This window comes from Pseudomonas alliivorans, assembly GCF_017826695.1.
Classification (GTDB): domain Bacteria; phylum Pseudomonadota; class Gammaproteobacteria; order Pseudomonadales; family Pseudomonadaceae; genus Aquipseudomonas; species Aquipseudomonas alliivorans.
Map to the genome: position 1 here is coordinate 145665 of NZ_JAFFZW010000003.1, position 21516 is coordinate 167180.

Here is a 21516-nt window from a genome sequence, read left to right on the forward strand (position 1 = left end):
CTAATTGCGCAAGCTTTCACCGACCTTTCAATCCGTGTTTGTGGTCACATTATTAAATGTTAGCGCTCACTTTATGGCGACACGCTTATCGACGCACAACAGGGAGATGCGCTCATGAGCCAGATTCACAGCGGCGGCTGCCATTGCGGCAACCTGCGTTACCAGTTCGATGCGCCCCTGCAGGACATCGCCCATTGTCACTGCTCCATTTGCAGGCGAACGTCCGGCGGGACGGTCATGACCTGGATCACGGTACCGCTGACGTCCTTCCAGTGGCTGGCGGGCAGCCCGGCGACCTACGACTCGGGCCCGACCTGCATTCGCTACTTCTGCGGCAACTGCGGAGCTCACGCAGCGTTGTTCACCCGCAACAGCCCGCAGGAGATCGACGTGGTCATCGCCACGCTCGATCACCCGGAACTGGCGGCGCCGGCGCGGCACATCTTCATCGAAAACCGATTGCCGTGGCTGCACCTGGACGAGCACTTGCCGAGGCGGGAGGGAGAGTCGGATTGAGTTCGTGTTGCTCGCCGCCCGTTCCCACGCGCTGCGTGGTAACGCCGCCGAGGACGCGTCGCGTCCGCTCTCGAATGTGACGCGGAGCGTCACGGGATGCATGCCCACGCGAAGCGATGGGCACGATCAGTGTGGGCTTACTGGCTGAACTGAGACGCCAGTTCGCGCAGCAGCACTTCGGCTTCCAGCACCTTCTTGACGGACTCGTTGGCTTTTTCGCGGGTCAGGCCAAGACGCTCGAACAATTCGTCCGGAATCTCTTGCTGCGGGCCTGCGCCGATGCCGTTGGCGCGCAGCAGGCGCACGGCCAGAAACACCAGGTTGGCGTAGGCGTGATGCTCGCCCGCGTAATGCGGATCATGCTGGAAGCGCAGCGCAGTGGCGAGTTCGTCCGGCATGTCCCAATAGCGCATCAGCCAGGCACCGATTTGCTCACGGCTGATACCGAGCAGATGGTGCTCGATGTAGCTGTGGTGCAGGTGCGGGTTCACTTCCAACTGACGGCAGATCAGCGTGAAATGCGGCGGAAACACGTGAGCGAGCAGCAAGTAGCCGAAATTGTGCAGCAGACCGGCCAGATACGTCAGGCCGCCTTCAGGTCGTTTGGCGCGCGGGATGGCGCGGGTCAGACCTTCGATCACGGCTGCGGTGTAGATCGACTGCTGCCAGTAAGGGGTGGTCTGCTGCGGTTGATCCTTGGGCAGGCTCAGGGTTTTGCCCAGCGCGAGGCCCAGTGCCAGGTTGATCACCAGATCGAAACCCAGCACGCGCACAATGGCGTCTTCCACCGAGCGAATCCTGCCGGTCGAGGCGTAGTAAGGCGACGCAGCCCAGCTGACGACCTGTGCCGCCAGCGCAGGGTCGGTTTCGACCACGCCGGTGATGTCGTCAATGGTCGCATCGGGATCGACCCGCAGCTTGATGATCTTCTGCGCAGTGCCTGCCAGCGGCGGAATTTCCAGTGTCGCTTCCAGGCGTTGCTGGATGCGGCGCGCCGTGAAGTGAGTCATGGCTGTGGTGATTTCTTTCCGGTCATCGTCAGGACGATCAAGGTTGGGATGAATCGCGCTGACAGGCTGCCCGAAAACGGCGGCGCTGGCTTTGCTGAGCATACCCTTGAAGTCTTCGCTGTTGATTTCCAGTAACACACCCGGTTCGCCCGAACCGACCAACAGTGAGGGCTCCTGCAGCAGGCGCTCATCGTAAAGGCAGGGGGAACTGGTGAGCGCGGGCAGGCCCGGCAGCACATGCAGGCTGTGTTTGGCCAGCATACGCAACAGCCGCTCGTGTGGGACGGCGGTCAATTGTCGACCCGTCAGCTCGGTAATCCGGCTGAGGTCCAACAGCTGACTTTGCGGAAACAGGATAAGAAGAGCGCCTACGGCGTCTTCAACCAGGACGGCCTGAACTTTCCGCGCCGGTTGCAGGTTTTTGTCATCGACGACTTCGTTGTAGCTGATCGCCAATTTTTCAAGCAACTGCCGGATAACCGACGGGGCGTGATGCGAATCATCGACGTGAGCAACTTCTGTCATGGTCTTTGTCCAAATTCCTACAGTGGCCGAAGTATAACCACCTTATTCAATTTGGGTCGCATGCGGTTTCCAAAGCGTAGCCTGCATCACACCTGGCCATACTGCTGGCCATGACGCAGCCAGCGTTCCAGTAACGGACTCACATGCTGGGGCCAGCGCTCAAGCAGGGCTTGGGCTGCGTCGCGAACGGCGGGTAGCAGATCGGCGTCGCGCATCAGGTCGGCGACCTTGAATTGCAGCAGGCCCGTTTGTCGGGTTCCAAGCATCTCGCCTGGGCCGCGCAGCTCCAGATCCTTTTCGGCGATCACAAAACCGTCGTTGGTTTCGCGCATGATCGCCAGTCGCTGGCGACCGATTTGCGACAGCGGCGGATGGTAAAGCAGCACGCAGTGGCTGACAGCGCTGCCCCGACCGACTCGACCCCGTAGCTGGTGAAGCTGGGCAAGTCCCAGGCGCTCGGGGTTCTCGATGATCATCAGACTGGAATTGGGTACATCGACGCCCACCTCGATCACCGTGGTCGCCACCAGCAATTGCAAGGCGCCCTGTTTGAACTCGGCCATGATCGCGGCTTTCTCGACAGGCTTCATGCGCCCGTGGATAAGCCCGACACGCAACTCGCCCAGCGCGCTGCTCAATTCTTCGAACGACGTTTCGGCAGCCTTGCAGGTCAGCTCTTCCGACTCTTCGATCAGCGTGCATACCCAATAGGCCTGCCGCCCCTCCGCACAGGCGGACCGCACCCGCTCGATCACTTCCATCCGGCGGCTGTCGGCGACCAGCACGGTGTTGACCGGTGTGCGGCCTGGTGGCAGCTCGTCGAGAATGGACGTGTCCAGGTCTGCATAGGCACTCATGGCCAGTGTGCGGGGAATCGGTGTGGCCGTCATGATCAACTGGTGAGGACACATCAGGCCGCCCACGCCTTTCTTGCGCAGCGCCAGACGCTGCTGAACGCCGAAGCGGTGTTGCTCATCGATGATGACCAGCGCCAGGTTCTTGAACTGCACTTCGTCCTGAAACAGCGCGTGCGTGCCGACCACCATGGGTGTGCCGCTGGCGATCTGTTCAAGCGAGGTCACACGGGCTTTGCCCTTGAGCTTGCCCGCCAGCCACGCCACACCGATGCCCAGCGGTTCAAGCCAGCGCTGAAAGTTGATGTAGTGCTGCTCGGCGAGAATCTCGGTCGGTGCCATCAGTGCCACCTGATAACCGGCTTCCAGCGCCTGCAAGGCCGCGAGCGCCGCGACGACGGTCTTGCCCGAGCCAACGTCGCCTTGAATCAGACGCAGCATGGGTTCGGGCTGACTGAGGTCGTAGGCCACTTCCTTACCGACCCGCTGCTGCGCGCCGGTGGGCGGAAAGCCGAGGTTGGCAAGAAACTGCTTTGGCAGTTTCTTTGCCAACGGCAGGGCCGGGGCGCGTTGCGAGCGCAGGCTTTCGCGCAGCCTTTGTTGGGAGAGCTGGTGAGTCAGCAGTTCCTCGAACGCCAGACGATGCTGGGCCCAGTGATGCCCCAACGCCAGTTCGTCGACATCGGCGTCGGCTGGCGGGTGATGCAGGTAGCGAATCGCATCGTCCAGCGGGGCCAGTTGATAATCGCGGGCCAGCTCCTCCGGCAGCCAGTCCGGCAGGCTTTTGGGGCCTAGCATCGCCAGGCTCTGCTGACAGAGCTGGCGCAGACGCTGTTGCGTCAGGCCTTCGGTCGAGGGATAGATCGGCGTCAGGGTCTGTTCGACAGGCGCAGGCTCGTCGCCCGTTATCGCACGGTATTCGGGATGATAGATTTCAAGGCCGGACGCGCCAGGGCGTGCTTCGCCGAAACAGCGCAGGTGGGTGCCGCGTTTCATGCCTTCTTTCTGGGCATTGCTGAAGTGATAGAAGCGAAGGCTGACGACCCCCGTGCCGTCGCCCAGACGCACCAGCAGGCTGCGACGTTTGCCCATCACGACATCGGCGCCGCTGACGATCCCTTCGATCACTGCGTCCTGGCCTGGCCGCAGCGCGCCGATAGGCACGACGCGAGTCCGATCCTGATAACGCAACGGCAGATGAAACAGCACATCCTGCAGGTTTTCCAGACCGACCTTTGCCAGCTTTTCAGCCATGGCCTCGCCGACGCCCTTGAGCGCGGTGACCGAGACTTTGGAAAGCTCGCTCATTTTCTTCCTGCCTAGCTCGCTTCTGTCTTGGGGCGTGCCACTGAACACAGGCGCACGGAGTCAGCGAGAATCTCGATAGCCTTGGGCCTTGGGAAGCTTGCACGCCAGGCGATGGCAACCGTGCGGAATGGTACGGGTGGCGTCAGCGGGCGTACTTCGATCACGCCGGGCGCGTAGTGGTGACTGTCGACTGCCGACAACGGCAGGATCGAAATCCCCAGTCCTGACGCGACCATGTGGCGGATGGTCTCCAGCGAACTGGATTCCACGGTGGTGTGCCTGGCGCCCTCGCTGCCTTTGGTCAGTGTAGGGCACGCTTCCAGAACCTGATCGCGGAAGCAGTGGCCTTCACCCAGCAACAGCAGGCTCTTGTCATTCAGGGCCGAAGCGTCGATGGTCTCTTTCTGAGTCCATGGGTGGTCGGCGGGCATCAGGACAGAGAAAGGCTCGTCATACAGAGGCAGGGTCAGTACGTCGGCTTCGTTGAACGGCAGCGCGATGATGACCGCATCCAGCTCACCGTTGCGCAGCTTGTCGCGCAGCACGTGAGTGAAGTTTTCCTCGATGTACAACGGCATCTGCGGGGCAACGCGATGCAGTTGCGGAATCAGGTGGGGAAACAGGTACGGACCGACGGTGTAGATGGCGCCGACTTTCAGCGGTGCGGTCAGCTGATTCTTGCCGGCCTGGGCCAGCTCGCGAATGCCTTGCGCCTGTTCAAGCACCTTTTGCGCCTGAGCGACGATGCCTTCGCCGACCGGCGTCAGGCGCACGGCACTCTTGCTGCGCTCGAAAATCAGCACACCGAGTTCGTCTTCGAGTTTTTTGACACCCACTGACAGCGTAGGCTGGCTGACATGACAGCGTTCTGCGGCATGACCGAAGTGCTGTTCCTGAGCGAGCGTAACGATGTAGCGCAATTCTGTAAGAGTCATAACGTGCGTCCATGAAGTTGCGGCCCCAGCATAGCGGGTGCAATCGATAGACGCACGTTATCAGAGGCACTCTTGAGTAACAAAAGTGCGATTCAGCGTTTATCCAGCGAATAAACGAACGGTGCGAGGATTTCGATGGTGCCGTTGTTGAGGATTTCCGCAGGCGGCTTCGGCAAAGGCTGCGCACGACGGATCATCTCCATGGTTGCCCGATCCAGTGCCGGACTGCCCGAGCTGCTGGCAATCTCGTAGGACGAGACATTGCCCTGCGCATCCACAACGAAGCGCAGACGAGCCACCCCCTGCATACCGCGACGACGAGCATCTTCAGGGTACTTCTTGTATTTCCCCAGGTGACGCAGCAGGTCGCCCTGCCAACTTGGCAACGCGTTGCTCGGTGGTGCAGCAGGTGCCGGCGGTGTCGGAGCGGCCGATTTTTCGGGTTTGGCCGTGGTCGGCGGCGTATCCACCGGTTTGTCTTCGGCAGGTTTTTCCTCGGGCTTTGGCGGCTCAGGCTTCTTTTGCGGCTTTGGCGGCTGCGGTTTCGGCTTGGGCTTTTCCACCTTCTTGGGCACGACGATTTCCGGCTTCGGCGCTTCCACAACCTCTGGCACTTGCACCTGTTCTTCCGGTGCGGGCGGCTGAGGCGGCTGAACGACCTGAGGCGGTGGCGGCGGTGCGGGTTCCGGCAAAGGCGCCAGCTCGACCATCATGGCTGCCGGAGGCAGTTCGATGGCTTGAGAGGCCGGCCAGCGAAGAGCGACGATGATCGCAATCGCGTGTACGGCCAGCACCAACAACAGACTACCGCTATAGCGCGTCAGTTTTTGGCGCGTAGTGATCATTTCTTACCAACCGTCTCAAGGCCTACCAGACCGACTTTCAGGTAACCCGCACCCCGAAGCGAGTTCATGACGTCCATCAGATCGCCGTAATCCACGCCCTTATCGGCCTGGAAGAAGATCGTGGTGTCTTTCTTGCCTTTGGTGCGCGCATCCAGCACCTGGCCGATCTGTTCGCGCGAGACTTTCTCTTCGCCCAGGTACAGGCTCTTGTCAGTCTTGACGCTGAGGAAGATTGGCTTTTCGGGCCTGGGTTGCGGCGTCGCGGTAGACGCAGGCAAATCGACCTTGATGTCTACCGTGGCCAGAGGGGCCGCGACCATGAAGATGATCAGCAGCACCAGCATGACGTCGATGAACGGTGTGACGTTGATTTCGTGGTTTTCGGCGAGATCGTCGTCGCCTTCCTTCAGATGCATGCCCAAGGTTCAGCCCACCTTGACCATGTGTGGCGATTGGCTGCGTTCGGCAGATGGCTGGTGATCCAGGTCACGGCTGACCAGCAGCAATACCTGCGCCGAGGCATCGGCGACCTGGGCCTTGTAACCGGCGATGGAGCGAGCGAAAACGTTATAGATGACCACTGCAGGAATCGCGGCAACCAGACCCAGCGCGGTTGCCAGCAAGGCTTCGGCGATGCCCGGCGCGACGACGGCGAGGTTGGTGGTCTGGGTCTTGGCGATGCCGATGAAGCTGTTCATGATGCCCCATACCGTGCCGAACAGGCCCACGAATGGCGCGGTGGAGCCGATGGTTGCCAGCACGCCGGTGCCGGAACTCATGTTGCGACCGCAGGCCGCGACCAGACGCTCCAGGCGGAAGCTGACGCGTTCCTTGATGCCTTCGCGTTCACGGCTGTTGGTCGACAGGCGCATTTCTTCCATCGCGTCATGGACCAGCAGATTGGCCAGCGTGCCTTCCTTCGCAGCGGTTTCACCGGCTTCGGACAGGGTGCGGGCCTTCTTCAGGTTGGCGATTTCGATGCGCAGGCGGCGCTTGGCACCCAGTAGCTCGAAGCCCTTGGCGATCCAGATGGTCCAGGTGATGATCGAGGCGATGGCCAGCCCGATCATGACCGCTTTCACCACCACGTCGGCGTTCTGATACATACCCCATGGCGACAGGTCGTGAGACATACCCAGGCTATTGTCTTCGGCGGCAGGCTCAAGCGTCTCCACAGGCGCTGCGGTGTCAGCCTGAATCGGCGCTGATGCTGCGTTGGTCGCGGCCGGGGCCGTTGCGGCAGGCGGCGTCGCAGGTGCCGACTGGTCGGCGAGTGCAACGGGTGCGAGCATCAGGCTCAGGACGAGAGCCGCGATACCGCGCCATGCGCGAGGCACGCTGAATAGCTTGGTTGGCGAAGCGATTGATTGGATACGTGTCATGCTGGCCTGACCTGGGAGAATAAAAAGTGATCGTTCCAGTCGCCGTGCGGTACGTTCGGCGTTCCAGGGGAACAAATGGGCTGCCATTATTGCAAATCGTTCTTGTTAACAAAAGTAATACTGTATCTTTTTTACATATTGGCTCGAATATTTGACGTTTTCTGATGACTTACACGGTGTCTGATCACCGTCATGTGGAGATATGCAATGTCCGCCCCATCCGTTTTGATCGCTGGTTGCGGCGATATCGGCTCTCGACTGGCCACGCGCCTGCTGGCTCGTGACTGGTCCGTCCATGGGCTGCGGCGCACGGTTTCCGGGCTGCCCGAGGGTGTCTTGCCGGTACAGGGCGATCTGTTCGCGACCGCGAGACCCGCTGACTGGCCGGCTGGCCAGATCGACTACGTGGTGTATTGCGCAACGCCATCGCAACGCGACGAGGCCGGTTATCGAGACGCCTATGTCAACGGGTTGCGCCATGTACTGGGCTGGCTCGAAGAACAGGGTCAGCGACCCAAACGTCTGTTTTTCGTGTCCAGCAGCGGTGTCTACGGCCAGCAGGAAGGCGAATGGGTCGATGAGACGTCCGTCACCGAGCCCGTCGGCTTTACCGGCACGGTCATGCTTGAAGCCGAGCAGCTCGCCCTGAACAGCGGCCTTCCTGCCACGGCTGTGAGATTGACCGGTATCTACGGGCCGGGCCGTGCAGATCTGTCCAACCGTGTGCGCCAGGGCCACAGCGTCAGGATCGATCCGCCTGTCTACGCCAATCGCATTCACGCCGACGATGCCGCGGGTCTGCTGGCGCATTTGCTTGAGGCCGATGACCGTGGCGTCGCTCTGGAGAGCTGCTATCTGGGCGTGGACGACGACCCGGCTGCACTGGCTGATGTGGTGTCGTGGATTCGTGAGTATCTGGGCGTGACCGAATGGTCCGACGATGTCAGCGTGCAGCGGGTCGGCAGCAAGCGGTGCAGCAATGCGCGGGCACGGGCGTTGGGCTGGGCGCCGATGTATCCGGATTATCGGGCCGGCTATGCAGCCTTGCTGGGGGCCGATAAGGTCTGAGGAAGTCCGAACAAAAAAAAGCGCCACTTGAAGGCGCTTTTTTATGGGTGAGTCACCGGCTTACTGCTGCTCAAGCAACCAGCGGCGAGCACCCGGACGCAGTTCGGGCATCTGATCGGCACCTGCGTTGTTGACGGCCTGGAAGATCTCCAGTTGCTTGCCTTTGCGGGCGAAGATCCACGGGTTGCCTTGCTCGGCCTTCTCCAGCCACATGCTGTCGTATTCGCCGCTCATGGCCGCACAATCGCCAGCCAGGCAGAGTGCGAAGCGATCGTTTTCCGGTAGGCCCTGCACGCTGCCGTCCGGCATGAACTGCACGGTGCTGCCCTTGCCGTCGCCTTCGACGATGGTCCATTTGCCGCCCATGTACGCCGCATACAGCGCTTTTTCAAAGCTGCTGCCTGGCTGGGCGCCTTCGGGTACGGTGTTTTTCGGTTTTTCGAAGTGTTGCTCAGGACCGGATTCGCTGGCGGCCTGAACCAGTTCGTCACCCTTGACGCTCAGGTCTTCGAAGAAATTACCGTAGAAGTCGATGTGCAGTCTGCCTTCGGCGGCGCTGACGATCTTGCCTTCACCCAGCTCAAAGCCGTTGGAATACACCGCCTGATTGGTCTTGGAGTTGATCTGCCACTCAAGATTGGGGCCGTTGGCGAGCAGCGCCTGACGCAGGTTGCCCTGCTTGACTGCGGCATCGATGGCGGTCTGGTTGATCCAGGTGCCGTCCGGGTTGCGGTCGGCGATGCTGGAACAGCCGCCGAGAACAACGGCCAGCAGTGAAATGGCGAGCGCGGAACGCATAACAGATTCCTTCCTTCAGGGAGAGCGGAGCGCAGCAACGCTCCGCTGGGGGATTTATTCGATGACGAGAATCGCGTCCATCTCGACCTGCGCGCCACGCGGCAGTGCGGCAACACCGATGGCTGCACGCGCCGGATAAGGCTGCGCAAAGTAGGTGCCCATGATCTCGTTGACCTTGGCGAAATGGCCCAGGTCGGTCAGGAAGATGTTCAGCTTCACGATGTCCTTGAACGAGCCGCCAGCCGCTTCGGCAACGGACTTCAGGTTCTCGAAGACCTGGGTGATCTGGGCTTCGATGCCGTCGACCAGTTCCATGGTTTTCGGGTCCAGAGGGATCTGGCCGGACATGTAGACGGTATTGCCAGCCTTGATCGCCTGCGAGTAAGGGCCGATGGCCGCCGGGGCTTTTTCGCTGGTGATGACAGTCTTGGTCATGAAGAACTCCTGAAAATGGGATTGCCTACGAGCGCATCCGGGTGATGCGTGTGACCCCGGTCAGTGCGCGTAGTTTCTTGATCACGCGGGCCAGGTGCACTCGGTCGTGCACACTGACCACGAGCTGGACCACGCTGATGCGGCCGTCACGCTCGTCCATGCTGATTTTTTCGATGTTGCCGTCAGCGGCGTTGACGCTGCTGGCCAGCAGGGCGATCAGGCCGCGCTGATGTTCCAGCTCGACGCGCAGCTCGACATTGAATTCGCCGGTCACATCCTTGGCCCAGGAGAGCTGGATGCACTTTTCCGGGTTGTGGCGGATTTCGCTGATGTTGCGGCAGTTGTCCAGGTGCACGACCATGCCCTTGCCGGCGGACAGGTGACCCACAATCGGATCGCCCGGGATCGGCGTGCAGCACTTGGCGTAGCTGAGCACCAGGCCTTCGGTGCCGCGAATCGCCAGCGGACCTTCCGGACTTGGCAACTGATCGCCTTCGCCCAACAGGCGGCGGGCGACGACGTAAGCCATGCGATTGCCAAGGCCGATGTCTTCGAGCAGGTCTTCCAGCACTTCGACACGGTATTCGTTCAAGGCCAGTTGCACGCGCTCGGCAGGAATCTTGTCCAGACTGCTTTCGAAGCCATTGAGGACCTTGTTCAACAGGCGCTCGCCCAGACTGATGGATTCGGAGCGGCGTTGCAGCTTGAGGGCATGACGAATGTGGGTGCGCGCCTTGCCAGTGACAACGAAGTTCAGCCATGCCGGGTTGGGGCGCGCGCCGGGTGCGCTGACGATTTCGACGGTCGAACCGCTCTGCAACGGTTCCGAGAGCGGCGCCAGTCGACGATTGATCCGGCAGGCGATGCAGCTGTTGCCGACATCGGTGTGAACCGCATAGGCGAAGTCCACCGCCGTGGAGCCTTTGGGCAGCTCCATGATCCGGCCCTTGGGCGTGAAGACGTAGACCTCGTCCGGGAACAGGTCGATCTTGACGCTCTCGATGAATTCCAGCGAGTTGCCGGCACGCTGCTGCATTTCCAGCACGCCCTTGACCCATTGGCGGGCGCGAGCATGCGTGCCCTTGGGTTGTTCGTCGTCGCTGGATTTGTAGAGCCAGTGCGCGGCGATCCCGTTGTTGGCCATCTCTTCCATTTCACGAGTGCGGATCTGGATTTCGATGGGCACGCCGTGCATGCCGAACAGGGTGGTGTGCAGCGACTGGTAGCCGTTAGCCTTGGGAATGGCGATGTAATCCTTGAAACGGCCGGGCAACGGTTTGTACAGATTATGCACAGCGCCCAGCACGCGATAGCAGGTATCGACCTTGTCGACGATGATGCGGAACGCGTAGACGTCCATGATCTCGTTGAAGGCCCGACGCTTGCCCCGCATCTTCTTGTAGATGCCGTACAGGTGCTTCTGTCGTCCGCTGACATCGCCTTCGATGCCGTCGACGGCAAGGCAATGGCTCAGGGATTCTTCGATTTTGTTGACCAGTTCCTTGCGGTTGCCACGGGCGCGCTTGACCGCCTGATTGATCCGCGAGGACCGCATCGGGTACATGGCCTTGAAGCCCAGATCCTCGAATTCGATACGCACGCTGTGCATGCCCAGGCGGTTGGCGATGGGGGCGTAGATTTCGAGGGTTTCTTTCGCGATGCGACGGCGCTTTTCACCGGACAGGACTTCCAGGGTGCGCATGTTGTGCAGGCGGTCGGCGAGCTTGACCAGAATCACGCGGATATCGCGGGCCATGGCCATGGCCATTTTCTGAAAGTTCTCGGCCTGTGCCTCGGCCTTGGTCTCGAAGTTCATCTGGGTCAGTTTGCTGACCCCATCGACCAGTTCGGCCACGGTTTCGCCAAACTGTGCGCTGAGCGCTTCCTTGGCAATCCCGGTGTCTTCGATCACGTCATGCAGCATCGCCGCCATCAGGCTCTGATGGTCCATGTGCATGTCGGCAAGAATATTCGCCACCGCGAGAGGGTGCGTGACGTAGGCTTCGCCGCTTCGACGGCGCTGGCCATCGTGGGCTTGTTCGGCGTAGAAATACGCTCGGCGGACCAGATTGACCTGGTCCTTGCCGAGGTAGGCCGACAGTCTGTCGGCGAGGGCGTCTATGCTCGGCAAGGCGCTACCCCCTGCCGATGGCTTTTACCCTGCGCCGTAACACGTCGACCCGGCATAGGCTTAGACGGCCTCGTTGGACTCGTCCTCGAACGCTGCGAACAATGGTTCATCTTCAACGATTTCGGCTTCTGCAATAACGGCATAATCCATCAGGCCAGCCGCGATTTCACGCAGGGCCACAACGGTAGGCTTGTCGTTTTCCCACGCCAGCTTCGGCTCTTTGCCGCCGGTGGCGAGTTGACGCGAACGCTTGGTAGCGAGCATGACCAGCTCGAAGCGGTTATCGACGTGTTCTAGGCAGTCTTCAACGGTCACGCGGGCCATGGGTATTCCTCGTAGCAAATGCGTATGCGCGATGCCCGGATGGGCGAGCGGACTCGGTAGTTTACAAGCGGACTACCGCAAGCAGCAAGCGGCATGCCACAAACGGTCTGTATATGACCTGCAGTCTGCCGCGTTGAAACAGCCTGATCAAGCCAGCAATTGCTGAAAAAGCTCGCTGTATTGCTCTTGCTGATGCTGCTGGGTCAGGCGATTGGCGCGGAAAATGGACTTCAGGTCTTCCAGCGCGCCGGCGAAATCATCGTTGACCACGATGTATTCGTACTCGTTGTAATGGCTCATCTCGCTGACGGCCTCACGCATCCGGTTTTCGATGATCTCGTCGCTGTCCTGGCCACGGTTGGTCAGACGCTGGCGCAGTGCCTGCTGGCTTGGCGGCAGGATGAAGATCGAACGGGTGTGAGGCATCTTGGCGCGAACCTGCTGGGCGCCCTGCCAGTCGATTTCCAGAATCAGGTCATGACCTTCATCCAGCGTCTGTTGCAGATGGCTTTGCGAGGTGCCGTACAGGTTGCCGAAGACTTCGGCCTGCTCGAGAAAATCGCCATGGTCGATCATGCGGGTAAATTCTGCGCGGTCGACGAAGTGGTAGTTCACCCCGTCTGCTTCGCCCGGGCGCATGGCGCGGGTGGTGTGCGACACCGAAACGCGGATCTGCGGCTGAGCCTGGATCAGGGCATTGACCAGGCTGGTCTTGCCCGCGCCGGATGGCGCGGAAATGATGTACAGGGTGCCGGATTTGTGGGTCATGTCAGGTTCAGCCTTACTCAATATTCTGCACTTGTTCACGCATCTGCTCGATCAACACTTTCAGGTTGACGGCCGCTTGCGTGCTGCGTGGGTCGAAGGCTTTGGAGCCCAGTGTGTTGGCTTCGCGATTCAGTTCCTGCATCAGGAAGTCCAGGCGGCGACCCGCCTGGCCGCCGGTCTTGAGTACGCGGCGTACTTCGGTGACGTGAGTGCTCAGGCGATCCAGTTCTTCGGCGACGTCGCTTTTCTGCGCCAGCAGGACCATTTCCTGTTCCAGGCGCTGCGGATCCAGCTCGGCCTTCATGTCGGCGAAGCGATCCAGAACTTTCTGACGCTGGGTGGCGAGCATCTGCGGCACGAGCGTGCGCAGGGTGACGACTTCTTCAGTGATGGAGGCCAGTCGTTCGTCGAGAAGTTTCGCCAGATCCGCGCCTTCGCGGCCGCGGCCGTTCTTCAATTCGGTGAGTGCTTCGTTGAACAGCATCAGCGCTTCGTTGTTCAGCGCCTGCGGGTCGTTGGCGTCGGCCACCAGAACACCAGGCCAGGCCAGCACTTCGAGTGGGTTGAGCGGGGCGGGCTGCTTGATCAGGCCGGCAACGGATTCCGCTGCGGCGATCAACTGGCTGGCGCGCTCGCGATCCACCTGCAGGGGCTTGCCTGCAGTTTCTTCGACAAAGCGTAATGTGCATTCGATCTTGCCACGCGACAGGCCCTGACGCAGCGCTTCGCGAATCCCGCCTTCCAGGTCCCGGAATGACTCGGGCAGGCGCAGATGCGGTTCAAGGTAGCGATGATTGACCGAGCGCAGTTCCCAGCTCAGTGTGCCCTGGGCACCGGCCCGTTCTACTCGGGCGAAGGCAGTCATGCTGTGCACCATGGGAATACCTCTTGATTCAGTCCGGGCGGTCGAGTCCGCACATGCGTTGAGCGGCTGCCGTGGATGTCGTGAAAGCCGACAGGCTGCAAAGGCGCAGGATTGTAGCGCAGTGCGGCGCAGGCTCCCAATCCGGCAGTGTGACAAACCGTGCAAGACTTTTTTTGCCTGCACGGATAATGGCTCAAAGCCCCGTTTCAGAGCCTTTCAGCCTTGGCGGTCGGTCGGCGGCGACTTTAAGAGATGCCCTGTCCGGACGATGGCCTCTATAATGCTCGGCAGTTTTCCGTCTCAGTACAGGTATCCCAGATGAAACGTCCAAGTGGTCGCGCCGCCGATCAGCTCCGCTCGATCCGCATCACCCGCAACTACACCAAACACGCCGAGGGTTCTGTGCTGGTCGAGTTCGGTGACACCAAGGTGATCTGCACCGTCAGCGTCGAGAATGGCGTGCCGCGCTTCCTGAAAGGTCAGGGCCAGGGCTGGTTGACGGCTGAATATGGCATGCTGCCACGTGCCACTGGCGAGCGTAACCAGCGTGAAGCCAGCCGCGGCAAGCAGGGCGGTCGTACCCTGGAAATCCAGCGCCTGATCGGCCGTTCGCTGCGCGCTGCGCTGGACATGTCCAAGCTGGGCGATGTCACCCTGTACGTCGATTGCGATGTCATTCAGGCGGACGGTGGCACACGTACCGCGTCCATCACCGGCGCGATGGTTGCGCTGGCCGACGCCTTGAAAATGATCAAGAAGCGTGGCGGTCTGAAAGGCGGCGATCCACTCAAGCAGATGATTGCTGCGGTGTCGGTCGGCATGTATCAGGGCGAGCCAGTGCTTGATCTGGACTATCTGGAAGACTCCGCTGCCGAGACCGACCTGAACGTGGTCATGACCAGCGCAGGTGGTTTCATCGAAGTGCAGGGCACTGCCGAAGGCGCGCCGTTCCAGCCTGAAGAGTTGAACGCAATGCTGGCGCTGGCGCAGAAGGGTATGACCGAATTGTTCGAATTGCAGCGCGCCGCACTGGCCGACTGATAGCCCTGGAGCATGACCATGAGTGACAGCCAGCATCCGTTGCAGAAACCGGCTCAAAGCGCCCGTCAGTGGGCGATGCTCTGTCACTTGTCTGCATTCTTGGGAGTTATGTTTCCGTTCGGCAATCTGCTGGGACCATTGATTCTCTGGCAGATGAAGAAGGACAGTGATCCGTTTATCGATGCGCAGGGCAGGGAAGCGCTGAACTTTCAGATCACGGTTGCGATTGCAGCCACGGTCAGCATCCTTCTGATGCTCGTGGTCATCGGCTTTGCGTTGTTCATGCTGGTGGGGCTCGGCGCTCTGGTGCTGACGATCATTGCTGGCGTGAAGGCCAACGAAGGGGTGGATTACCGCTACCCGTTCACTTGGCGTCTGCTGAAGTAATCACAATCGCAAGCAGCACAAAAAGCCGACATCAAGTCGGCTTTTTCGTGTTCGGGTGTCGCGTGGCAATCAGATCGTCAGGGTCCAGTCGTAGTCCACGATCAGCGGCGCGTGTTGCGAGAAGCGCGGCTGGCGGGGCAGACGGGCGCTGCGCACGAAGCGGCGCAGACCAGGCGTCAGGATCTGGTAGTCGAAGCGCCAGCCCAGATTCAGCATCTCGGCCTGCTCGTTGTCCGGCCACCAGCTGTACTGATCGCCTTCACGACTGACTTCACGCAGGGCATCGACATAGCCCATGGTGCCAACGATCTCGTCCATCCAGGCACGTTCCGGCGCCAGGAAGCCAGGAGATTGCTGGCTGTCGCGCCAGTTCTTGATGTCGAGCTTCTGCTGCGCCACATAGAGCGAACCGCAGTAAATGTACTCGCGACGCTTGCGGCGCTGCTTGTCCATGTACTTGCCGAAGTCGTCCATGAGCTTGAATTTCTGATTCAGGTCTTCATCCCCGTTCATCCCGGAAGGGAAGAGCAGGGTTGCAATACTGACTTTGTCGAAATCGGCTTGCAGGTAACGCCCGTAGCGGTCGGCTGTCTCGAAGCCGAGGCCGCTGATCACCGCCTTCGGTTGCAACCGCGAATAAAGCGCCACGCCACCCTGAGCGGGGACTTCGGCTTCGCAGGCATAGAGGAAGTAACCATCCAGCTGAAAGGCTGGATCATCCAGTTCAAAGGTGGAGGCGCGGGTGTCCTGTAAGCAGATGACGTCGGCATTCTGAGCTTGCAGCCAGCTGAGCAACCCGCGCTCGACCGCAGCCTGAATGCCATTTACGTTCACACTGATGATCCGCATAAATGGCCCCAAAAATCACGTGCGTGTATGATACCCGAGCTCTACCCAATTAGCTAAATCCGTGCTTTCGAGGCTTTTTTTATGCAGGCGTATCAACGCGATTTCATTCGTTTTGCCATAGATCGCGGCGTGCTGCGCTTCGGTGAGTTCACGCTCAAGTCTGGACGCACCAGCCCCTACTTCTTTAATGCCGGCCTGTTCAACAGCGGGTCGGCCCTTGCGCAGCTCGGACGCTTCTACGCGGCAGCGGTAGTCGAAAGCGGTATTTCCTTTGATGTTCTGTTCGGGCCGGCCTACAAGGGCATTCCGCTGGCGGCCGCTACGGCTGTCGCACTGGCCGAGCATCATGACCGTGACCTGCCCTGGTGTTTCAACCGCAAGGAGGCCAAGGCGCACGGCGAAGGCGGCAGTCTGGTCGGCGCACCACTGACCGGTGATGTGTTGATCATCGACGACGTGATCACGGCCGGCACTGCCATTCGTGAAGTGATGCAGATCATCAGTGCCCAGGAAGCCAGGGCTGCGGGTGTTCTGATCGCATTGAACCGTCAGGAGCGTGGCAATGGTGAGTTGTCGGCGATTCAGGAAGTCGAGCGCGACTTCGGCATTCCAGTCGTGAGCATCGTTTCGTTGAATCAGGTGCTGGAATTTCTGGCGGATGATTCTCAGCTCAAGCAACACCTGCCTGCTGTAGAGGCTTACCGCTCGCAGTACGGTATCTGATATGCCGTTCCGGCGGGCGCACAGGCAATGCCCGTCAGGCGCATTGCAGAGGCTTGTACGCAAATCAGGCACATTGACGCTGTGGCTGTCGCTCACTGTGCTTGCGTCCGCCTCCGTGCAGGCTGCCGAGCCTCCCGAGGTGCGGCTATACCGGTACATCGACAGTCGCGGTGTCACGGTCATCGACCGCCTGGGTGTGCCGGCCGAATACGTCGCCAATGGCTATGAAATACTCAATGCCCGCGGTCGTGTGGTGCAGGTGATCCCGCCAGCGCCCACTACCGAGCAGATTCGTCAGGCCGAAGTGGCCAGGGTTCAGGCCGAGGCCAACGCGAAACTCCTCAGCCTGTACGGCAGCGTCGAAGAAGTGGACCGGGTAAAAACCCGCAAGCTGGCCGAGCTGGATACGCTGATCGACGTCGCTCAGGGCAACGCTCAGGGGCTCGCCACGCAACAGCGCAGCCTTCAAGGGCAGGCTGCCGATCAGGAGCGGGCAGGGCGTCCGGTTCCGCAATCGATCATCGAGCAATTGGATGACCTGCGCAGCCAACAGCAAAAGCTGCAGGCCGACATCGCAGGCTATCAGGCCTCACGCGCCAAGGCCGAGGCGGACTTTGCAGCAGACAGGCTGCGTGTGCAGCAACTGACCCGCTGAGGTGCATGGAAAAGCAAAGGCCCCGTCAGCGTCTGCTGGCGGGGCCTTTTTGTCGCTGAGACGAGGTGATCAGTAGCGCTTGCGGTTACTGATCAGCGTGCCTACGCCTGTGTCGGTGAAGATTTCCAGCAGCACGGCATTCGGAACGCGCCCGTCGATGATGTGTGAAGTGGTCACGCCACCTTGCACGGCTTCCAGTGCACATTTGATCTTTGGCAGCATGCCGCCGTAGATCGTGCCGTCGGCAATCAAGGTATTCACTTGCTCGGTGGTCAGGCCGGTCAGGACCTGGCCCTGTTTGTCCATCAGGCCGGCAATATTGGTCAGCAGCATCAGTTTCTCGGCCTTGAGGGCCTCGGCAACCTTGCCTGCGACCAGGTCGGCGTTGATGTTGTAGGACTCACCATCCGCGCCCACGCCGATAGGCGCGATGACCGGGATGAAATCACCTTTGACCAGCATGTTGAGCAGGTCGGTATTGATGCCCACCACTTCGCCCACATGGCCGATGTCGATGATTTCAGGCTTGGTCATTTCCGGCGTCTGGCGTGTGACGGTCAGCTTCTTCGCACGAATCAGCTCCGCGTCTTTACCGGTCAGGCCGATGGCGCTGCCGCCATGACGGTTGATCAGGTTGACGATGTCCTTGTTGACCTGGCCACCCAGCACCATTTCCACAACGTCCATGGTCTGGGCGTCGGTGACGCGCATGCCATCGATGAAGTGGCTTTCGATCGACAGGCGCTTGAGCAGATCACCGATCTGAGGCCCTCCGCCATGGACGACCACCGGGTTGATGCCCACTGCTTTCATCAACACGATGTCGCGAGCGAAGCCGGTTTTCAGCTCTTCGCTTTCCATGGCGTTGCCGCCGTACTTGATAACCAGCGTCTTGCCGACAAAGCGGCGAATGTAAGGCAGCGCTTCGGAAAGAACCTTGGCTACATTAGAGGCGGCATCACGTTCGAGGGTCATTCAGGGCTCCAGTCAAAAGGGAAAGCAATCAAAAAGGAAGATCGAGGTCCGGCGCAACTTTCTTGAGCTCGGCGTGGAACACATCCTTGATGCGCTGCAATTCGGCCTCGGTTTCGGCTTCGAAGCGCAGCACCAGAACAGGCGTTGTGTTGGACGCGCGAACCAGGCCCCAGCCTTTCGGATAGTCTACGCGGACTCCGTCGATACTGGTCAGTTTGGCGTCGCCCCACTGGGCGTCTTTTTCAAGGGCTTCGATGATGCTGAACTTCGTGACGTCCGTCACCTTGATGTTGATCTCGGGCGTCGAAATGTCGTTCGGGAAGGTCTCGAACAGGTCTTCGGCAGAGGTCGACTCCTGGCTGAGGATTTCCAGCAGGCGTGCTGCGCTGTAGATGCCGTCGTCGAAACCGAACCAGCGCTCCTTGAAGAAGATATGGCCGCTCATTTCGCCAGCGAGCAGGGCGCCGCTTTTCTTCATTTCCTTCTTGATCAGCGAGTGACCGGTTTTCCACATGACCGGACGGCCACCGTGTTCGCTGATCAGCGGCGTCAGACGGCGTGTGCATTTGACGTCGAAAATGATGTCGGCACCCGGATTGCGCTTCAGCACATCCAGCGCGAACAGCATCAACAGGCGATCCGGATAAACCACGTTGCCCTTGTTGGTGACGACGCCGACACGGTCGCCGTCGCCGTCAAAGGCCAGACCCAGATCGGCGCCGGTCTCGTTGACCTTGGCAATCAGGTCCTGAAGGTTTTCCAGCTTGCCCGGATCCGGGTGGTGATTCGGGAAGTTGCCGTCAACTTCGGCGAACAGGGAAATCACTTCACAGCCCAGCGCTTCGATCAGTTGCGGAGCGATGACGCCTGCAGCGCCATTGCCGCAATCGACCACGACCTTGAGCTTGCGAGCCATGACGATGTCGTCCTTGATCTGCTTGAAGTAGCGATCGAGGATGTTGACCTTGGTGATGCTGCCTTTTTGCGATGTCAGGTTGTTGGTCTTGATGCGCTCGTGCAGTGCCTGGATCTGCTCGTTGGCCAGCGTGTCGCCAGCGATCACGATCTTGAAGCCGTTGTAGTCCTTCGGGTTGTGGCTGCCTGTCAGCATGACGCCGGTCTTGCCTGCCAGCACGTTGGCTGCGTAATACAGCGCAGGCGTCGGCACCAGGCCGACATCGCTGACGTGGCAGCCGCTGTCGTGCAGGCCCTGAATCAGTTGTTCAACCAGCTCGGGGCCGGAAAGGCGGCCATCGCGGCCAACGCTGACGTTGGGTTCGTTCTGCGCCAGGCTCTCGGAGCCAATGGCGCGGCCGATCCAGTAGGCGGTCTCAGCGCTGAGGGTGTCCCCGACCACGCCACGGATGTCATAGGCGCGGAAAATGGTATCAGGGAGTTTGGGTGCCACGGATGCTGGGCTGTTCATAGCGATGGGATGCTCCGATCTCAGGAAGTCCTGGTTTTCGTCGAGAAGGTCGATATCGAGAATATCGGTATCTTGAAACAGCGGGTCCGTCCAATCGGTGCCGGGAGCAGCGATGGGGGTCGACTCGCTGCCTGTCGTCATGTGTGCGCCGGTTTCCCTGTTCGTGACCAGAGCGGGTGATGCCTGGGGTTGGCCACGAAGCGAAACACGAGCCAGGGCCTGAGCCAGACCTCCAAGGGCCGGGAGGCTCAAGCCGAACGGTTTGACGGCTTTTCCGCTCGAGAGTTCTTGAAGCAACTGATCCAGCTGACGAGCGTCATCGCAAATGAGGCGCTGCAGAGCCCTCTCGTTTCTATACATCCCCAGTATTACGCCTGCTGCGGCGATGATTGCAGCCAGTAACAGAAACAGAATCGGGGACGAACCTTTTGAAGCGGGGCCCGGTGTAAATTCAAGCTTCCAGCCTGGATACCCGGTGTCGAACGTCTGCGGTTTGCCGCCGTCCGCCTGACCTCGCTCAAGGAAAATCTGTGCCGGCCCGTTGCCAAACTGCTGGCTCAGCACGACCCGCCCGGCACCCTCTTCAATGGTCGGCAGCGCGTTGATCAGGCGTTGCGGATCGAAGGCCAGCAGCAAGGTCCCACTGACCGGCTGGCCAGGAGCGGAGCGGACAGGTGCTGCGCTGTAGATCAGCCAGCGCTCGCCGGTCTTGCGTGCCTCGGGAGCAACCGTTTCGCCTCGCGCGGCCTTGTTCAGCATGTCGAGGGTGGCATAGGTCACAGGCAGCGCGCCGCTCGGGTCCACGTCGGCGAGACCTTTGGGATTGAGGCGCGCGCCAGCCAGACCATCCCAGCGCGTCAGGTGATCCTGCGCCGCGATCAACGCAGCGGCGTCGTTGCCTTGCAGGGCCTGGACCAGAAGCGGGCCGGAGGCAGCCGCCTGGGTGTCGGCGCTGATCTGCCTGAGGGCCAGGTTGACTGCCTGCGCCTGACTATTGCCCCAGGCCTGGGTGACACGGTCCTGCTCCTGCGGGCTGTTCGAGACGCCCAGCCATGCGACGACCAGCGCGATAACCAGCCCCGCAGCAGCGGGAATCAGGCCGGGGGAAAGCGACTGCATGCTCGCGGCGGGCAGCGGGTAGGCGGCCGATACAGGGTGTTTTGACGGATTATTCTGAATGCCTTTCAACGACCTCTCCCCACGCTTCATTCCCTGAGCCGGTGCGACGTTCAACAGGCGATCAGTGACTGCCGGAGTGCCCGAAACCGCCTGCGCCACGCTGGCTTTCATCGAACTCTTCAACCAGTTCGAAGTGCGCCTGTACCACAGGCACCAGCACCAGTTGCGCAATACGCTCGCCAATCGAAATGGTGAATGCAGTCTGGCCACGGTTCCAGCAGGACACCATCAGTTCGCCCTGGTAATCGGAGTCGATCAGACCCACCAGATTGCCCAGCACAATGCCGTGTTTGTGGCCAAGGCCCGAGCGCGGCAGGATCATCGCGGCAAGGCCGGGGTCGCCAATGTAGATCGACAGGCCGGTGGGGATCAGCAAGGTCTGGTCCGGTTCGAGGACGGTGTCCTCCTTGAGCATGGCGCGCAGGTCCAGGCCGGCGGAGCCGACAGTGGCATAGGCCGGAAGCGGAAATTCGTTGCCAATGCGAGGGTCGAGGATCTTGGCTTGTAGAGCGTGCAT

22 protein-coding genes are annotated in these 21516 nt (G+C 60.5%); 6 read left to right on the forward strand and 16 right to left on the reverse strand.

Annotation, left to right across the window (positions count from 1 at the left end; all coding sequences use genetic code 11):
* Positions 1 to 114: 114 nt before the first annotated feature.
* Entirely contained in the window at positions 115 to 516 is a 402-nt protein-coding gene (locus JTJ32_RS09770) for a GFA family protein (RefSeq protein ID WP_210041899.1), read from the forward strand.
* A gap of 137 nt (positions 517 to 653) precedes the next feature.
* Here JTJ32_RS09770 and JTJ32_RS09775 read toward each other — a convergent pair whose 3' ends face one another.
* The 6 genes from JTJ32_RS09775 to exbB all read right to left on the reverse strand — a co-directional run bounded on the left by JTJ32_RS09775 (position 654) and on the right by exbB (position 7375).
* Entirely contained in the window at positions 654 to 2051 is a 1398-nt protein-coding gene (locus JTJ32_RS09775; protein WP_099230904.1) for an aminoacyl-tRNA deacylase and HDOD domain-containing protein, read from the reverse strand.
* Positions 2052 to 2137: 86 nt separating this feature from the next.
* Positions 2138 to 4213 carry an ATP-dependent DNA helicase RecG gene (recG, locus tag JTJ32_RS09780; protein WP_210041900.1) on the reverse strand — a complete coding sequence of 692 codons (2076 nt, stop codon included), beginning with the start codon at positions 4211 to 4213 and terminating at the stop codon, positions 2138 to 2140.
* 11 nt (positions 4214 to 4224) lie between these two features.
* Positions 4225 to 5148, reverse strand: a complete 924-nt coding sequence (locus JTJ32_RS09785) for a hydrogen peroxide-inducible genes activator (protein WP_004887197.1) — start codon at positions 5146 to 5148, stop codon at positions 4225 to 4227.
* Positions 5149 to 5240: 92 nt separating this feature from the next.
* Positions 5241 to 5993 carry an energy transducer TonB gene (locus JTJ32_RS09790; RefSeq protein ID WP_099230900.1) on the reverse strand — a complete coding sequence of 251 codons (753 nt, stop codon included), beginning with the start codon at positions 5991 to 5993 and terminating at the stop codon, positions 5241 to 5243.
* Entirely contained in the window at positions 5990 to 6415 is a 426-nt protein-coding gene (gene exbD, locus JTJ32_RS09795) for a TonB system transport protein ExbD (protein WP_057408104.1), read from the reverse strand. Before exbD ends, JTJ32_RS09790 begins: the two co-directional genes overlap by 4 nt.
* A 3-nt stretch (positions 6416 to 6418) precedes the next feature.
* Positions 6419 to 7375 carry a tonB-system energizer ExbB gene (exbB, locus tag JTJ32_RS09800; protein ID WP_184322408.1) on the reverse strand — a complete coding sequence of 319 codons (957 nt, stop codon included), beginning with the start codon at positions 7373 to 7375 and terminating at the stop codon, positions 6419 to 6421.
* 207 nt (positions 7376 to 7582) lie between these two features.
* Here exbB and JTJ32_RS09805 point away from each other — a divergent pair, with 207 nt between their 5' ends.
* Complete coding sequence (locus JTJ32_RS09805; protein ID WP_210041901.1) at positions 7583 to 8443, forward strand: SDR family oxidoreductase; 861 nt, start codon at positions 7583 to 7585, stop codon at positions 8441 to 8443.
* 60 nt (positions 8444 to 8503) lie between these two features.
* Here JTJ32_RS09805 and JTJ32_RS09810 read toward each other — a convergent pair whose 3' ends face one another.
* The 6 genes from JTJ32_RS09810 to JTJ32_RS09835 all read right to left on the reverse strand — a co-directional run bounded on the left by JTJ32_RS09810 (position 8504) and on the right by JTJ32_RS09835 (position 13776).
* On the reverse strand, positions 8504 to 9241 hold the full coding sequence (locus JTJ32_RS09810) for a hypothetical protein (RefSeq protein WP_099230894.1): 738 nt from the start codon (positions 9239 to 9241) through the stop codon (positions 8504 to 8506).
* 54 nt (positions 9242 to 9295) lie between these two features.
* Positions 9296 to 9676, reverse strand: coding sequence for a RidA family protein (locus tag JTJ32_RS09815; RefSeq protein ID WP_004887183.1), 381 nt, complete (start codon positions 9674 to 9676; stop codon positions 9296 to 9298).
* A gap of 25 nt (positions 9677 to 9701) precedes the next feature.
* Positions 9702 to 11807 carry a bifunctional GTP diphosphokinase/guanosine-3',5'-bis pyrophosphate 3'-pyrophosphohydrolase gene (gene spoT, locus JTJ32_RS09820; RefSeq protein WP_004887181.1) on the reverse strand — a complete coding sequence of 702 codons (2106 nt, stop codon included), beginning with the start codon at positions 11805 to 11807 and terminating at the stop codon, positions 9702 to 9704.
* Positions 11808 to 11867: 60 nt separating this feature from the next.
* On the reverse strand, positions 11868 to 12131 hold the full coding sequence (gene rpoZ / locus JTJ32_RS09825) for a DNA-directed RNA polymerase subunit omega (protein ID WP_004887180.1): 264 nt from the start codon (positions 12129 to 12131) through the stop codon (positions 11868 to 11870).
* 147 nt (positions 12132 to 12278) lie between these two features.
* Positions 12279 to 12899, reverse strand: coding sequence for a guanylate kinase (gene gmk, locus JTJ32_RS09830; RefSeq protein ID WP_099230892.1), 621 nt, complete (start codon positions 12897 to 12899; stop codon positions 12279 to 12281).
* A 13-nt stretch (positions 12900 to 12912) separates the two neighbouring features.
* Entirely contained in the window at positions 12913 to 13776 is an 864-nt protein-coding gene (locus tag JTJ32_RS09835; RefSeq protein ID WP_210041902.1) for a YicC/YloC family endoribonuclease, read from the reverse strand.
* A 306-nt stretch (positions 13777 to 14082) separates the two neighbouring features.
* Here JTJ32_RS09835 and rph point away from each other — a divergent pair, with 306 nt between their 5' ends.
* Positions 14083 to 14805, forward strand: coding sequence for a ribonuclease PH (gene rph, locus JTJ32_RS09840; protein WP_058416131.1), 723 nt, complete (start codon positions 14083 to 14085; stop codon positions 14803 to 14805).
* 18 nt (positions 14806 to 14823) lie between these two features.
* Positions 14824 to 15192, forward strand: coding sequence for a DUF4870 domain-containing protein (locus JTJ32_RS09845; RefSeq protein WP_099230888.1), 369 nt, complete (start codon positions 14824 to 14826; stop codon positions 15190 to 15192).
* 69 nt (positions 15193 to 15261) lie between these two features.
* Here the strand turns inward: JTJ32_RS09845 and JTJ32_RS09850 are convergent, their stop codons facing one another.
* Positions 15262 to 16041 carry a catabolite repression control protein Crc gene (locus JTJ32_RS09850; protein WP_002551505.1) on the reverse strand — a complete coding sequence of 260 codons (780 nt, stop codon included), beginning with the start codon at positions 16039 to 16041 and terminating at the stop codon, positions 15262 to 15264.
* A gap of 81 nt (positions 16042 to 16122) precedes the next feature.
* On the opposite strand from JTJ32_RS09850, the gene pyrE reads away from it, so the two are divergent.
* Together pyrE and JTJ32_RS09860 are read left to right on the forward strand one after the other, a co-directional pair.
* On the forward strand, positions 16123 to 16764 hold the full coding sequence (gene pyrE / locus JTJ32_RS09855; protein ID WP_210041903.1) for an orotate phosphoribosyltransferase: 642 nt from the start codon (positions 16123 to 16125) through the stop codon (positions 16762 to 16764).
* 73 nt (positions 16765 to 16837) lie between these two features.
* Positions 16838 to 17419 carry a DUF4124 domain-containing protein gene (locus JTJ32_RS09860; protein ID WP_210041905.1) on the forward strand — a complete coding sequence of 194 codons (582 nt, stop codon included), beginning with the start codon at positions 16838 to 16840 and terminating at the stop codon, positions 17417 to 17419.
* A 69-nt stretch (positions 17420 to 17488) separates the two neighbouring features.
* On the opposite strand, the gene argB is transcribed toward JTJ32_RS09860, so the two are convergent.
* The 3 genes from argB to dut are packed head-to-tail and all read right to left on the reverse strand — an operon-like array spanning position 17489 to position 21516.
* Complete coding sequence (gene argB / locus JTJ32_RS09865) at positions 17489 to 18394, reverse strand: acetylglutamate kinase (RefSeq protein WP_083185034.1); 906 nt, start codon at positions 18392 to 18394, stop codon at positions 17489 to 17491.
* A gap of 28 nt (positions 18395 to 18422) precedes the next feature.
* On the reverse strand, positions 18423 to 21008 hold the full coding sequence (locus JTJ32_RS26585) for a phosphomannomutase/phosphoglucomutase (protein ID WP_328823966.1): 2586 nt from the start codon (positions 21006 to 21008) through the stop codon (positions 18423 to 18425).
* A 52-nt stretch (positions 21009 to 21060) separates the two neighbouring features.
* Entirely contained in the window at positions 21061 to 21516 is a 456-nt protein-coding gene (gene dut, locus JTJ32_RS09875) for a dUTP diphosphatase (RefSeq protein ID WP_210041907.1), read from the reverse strand.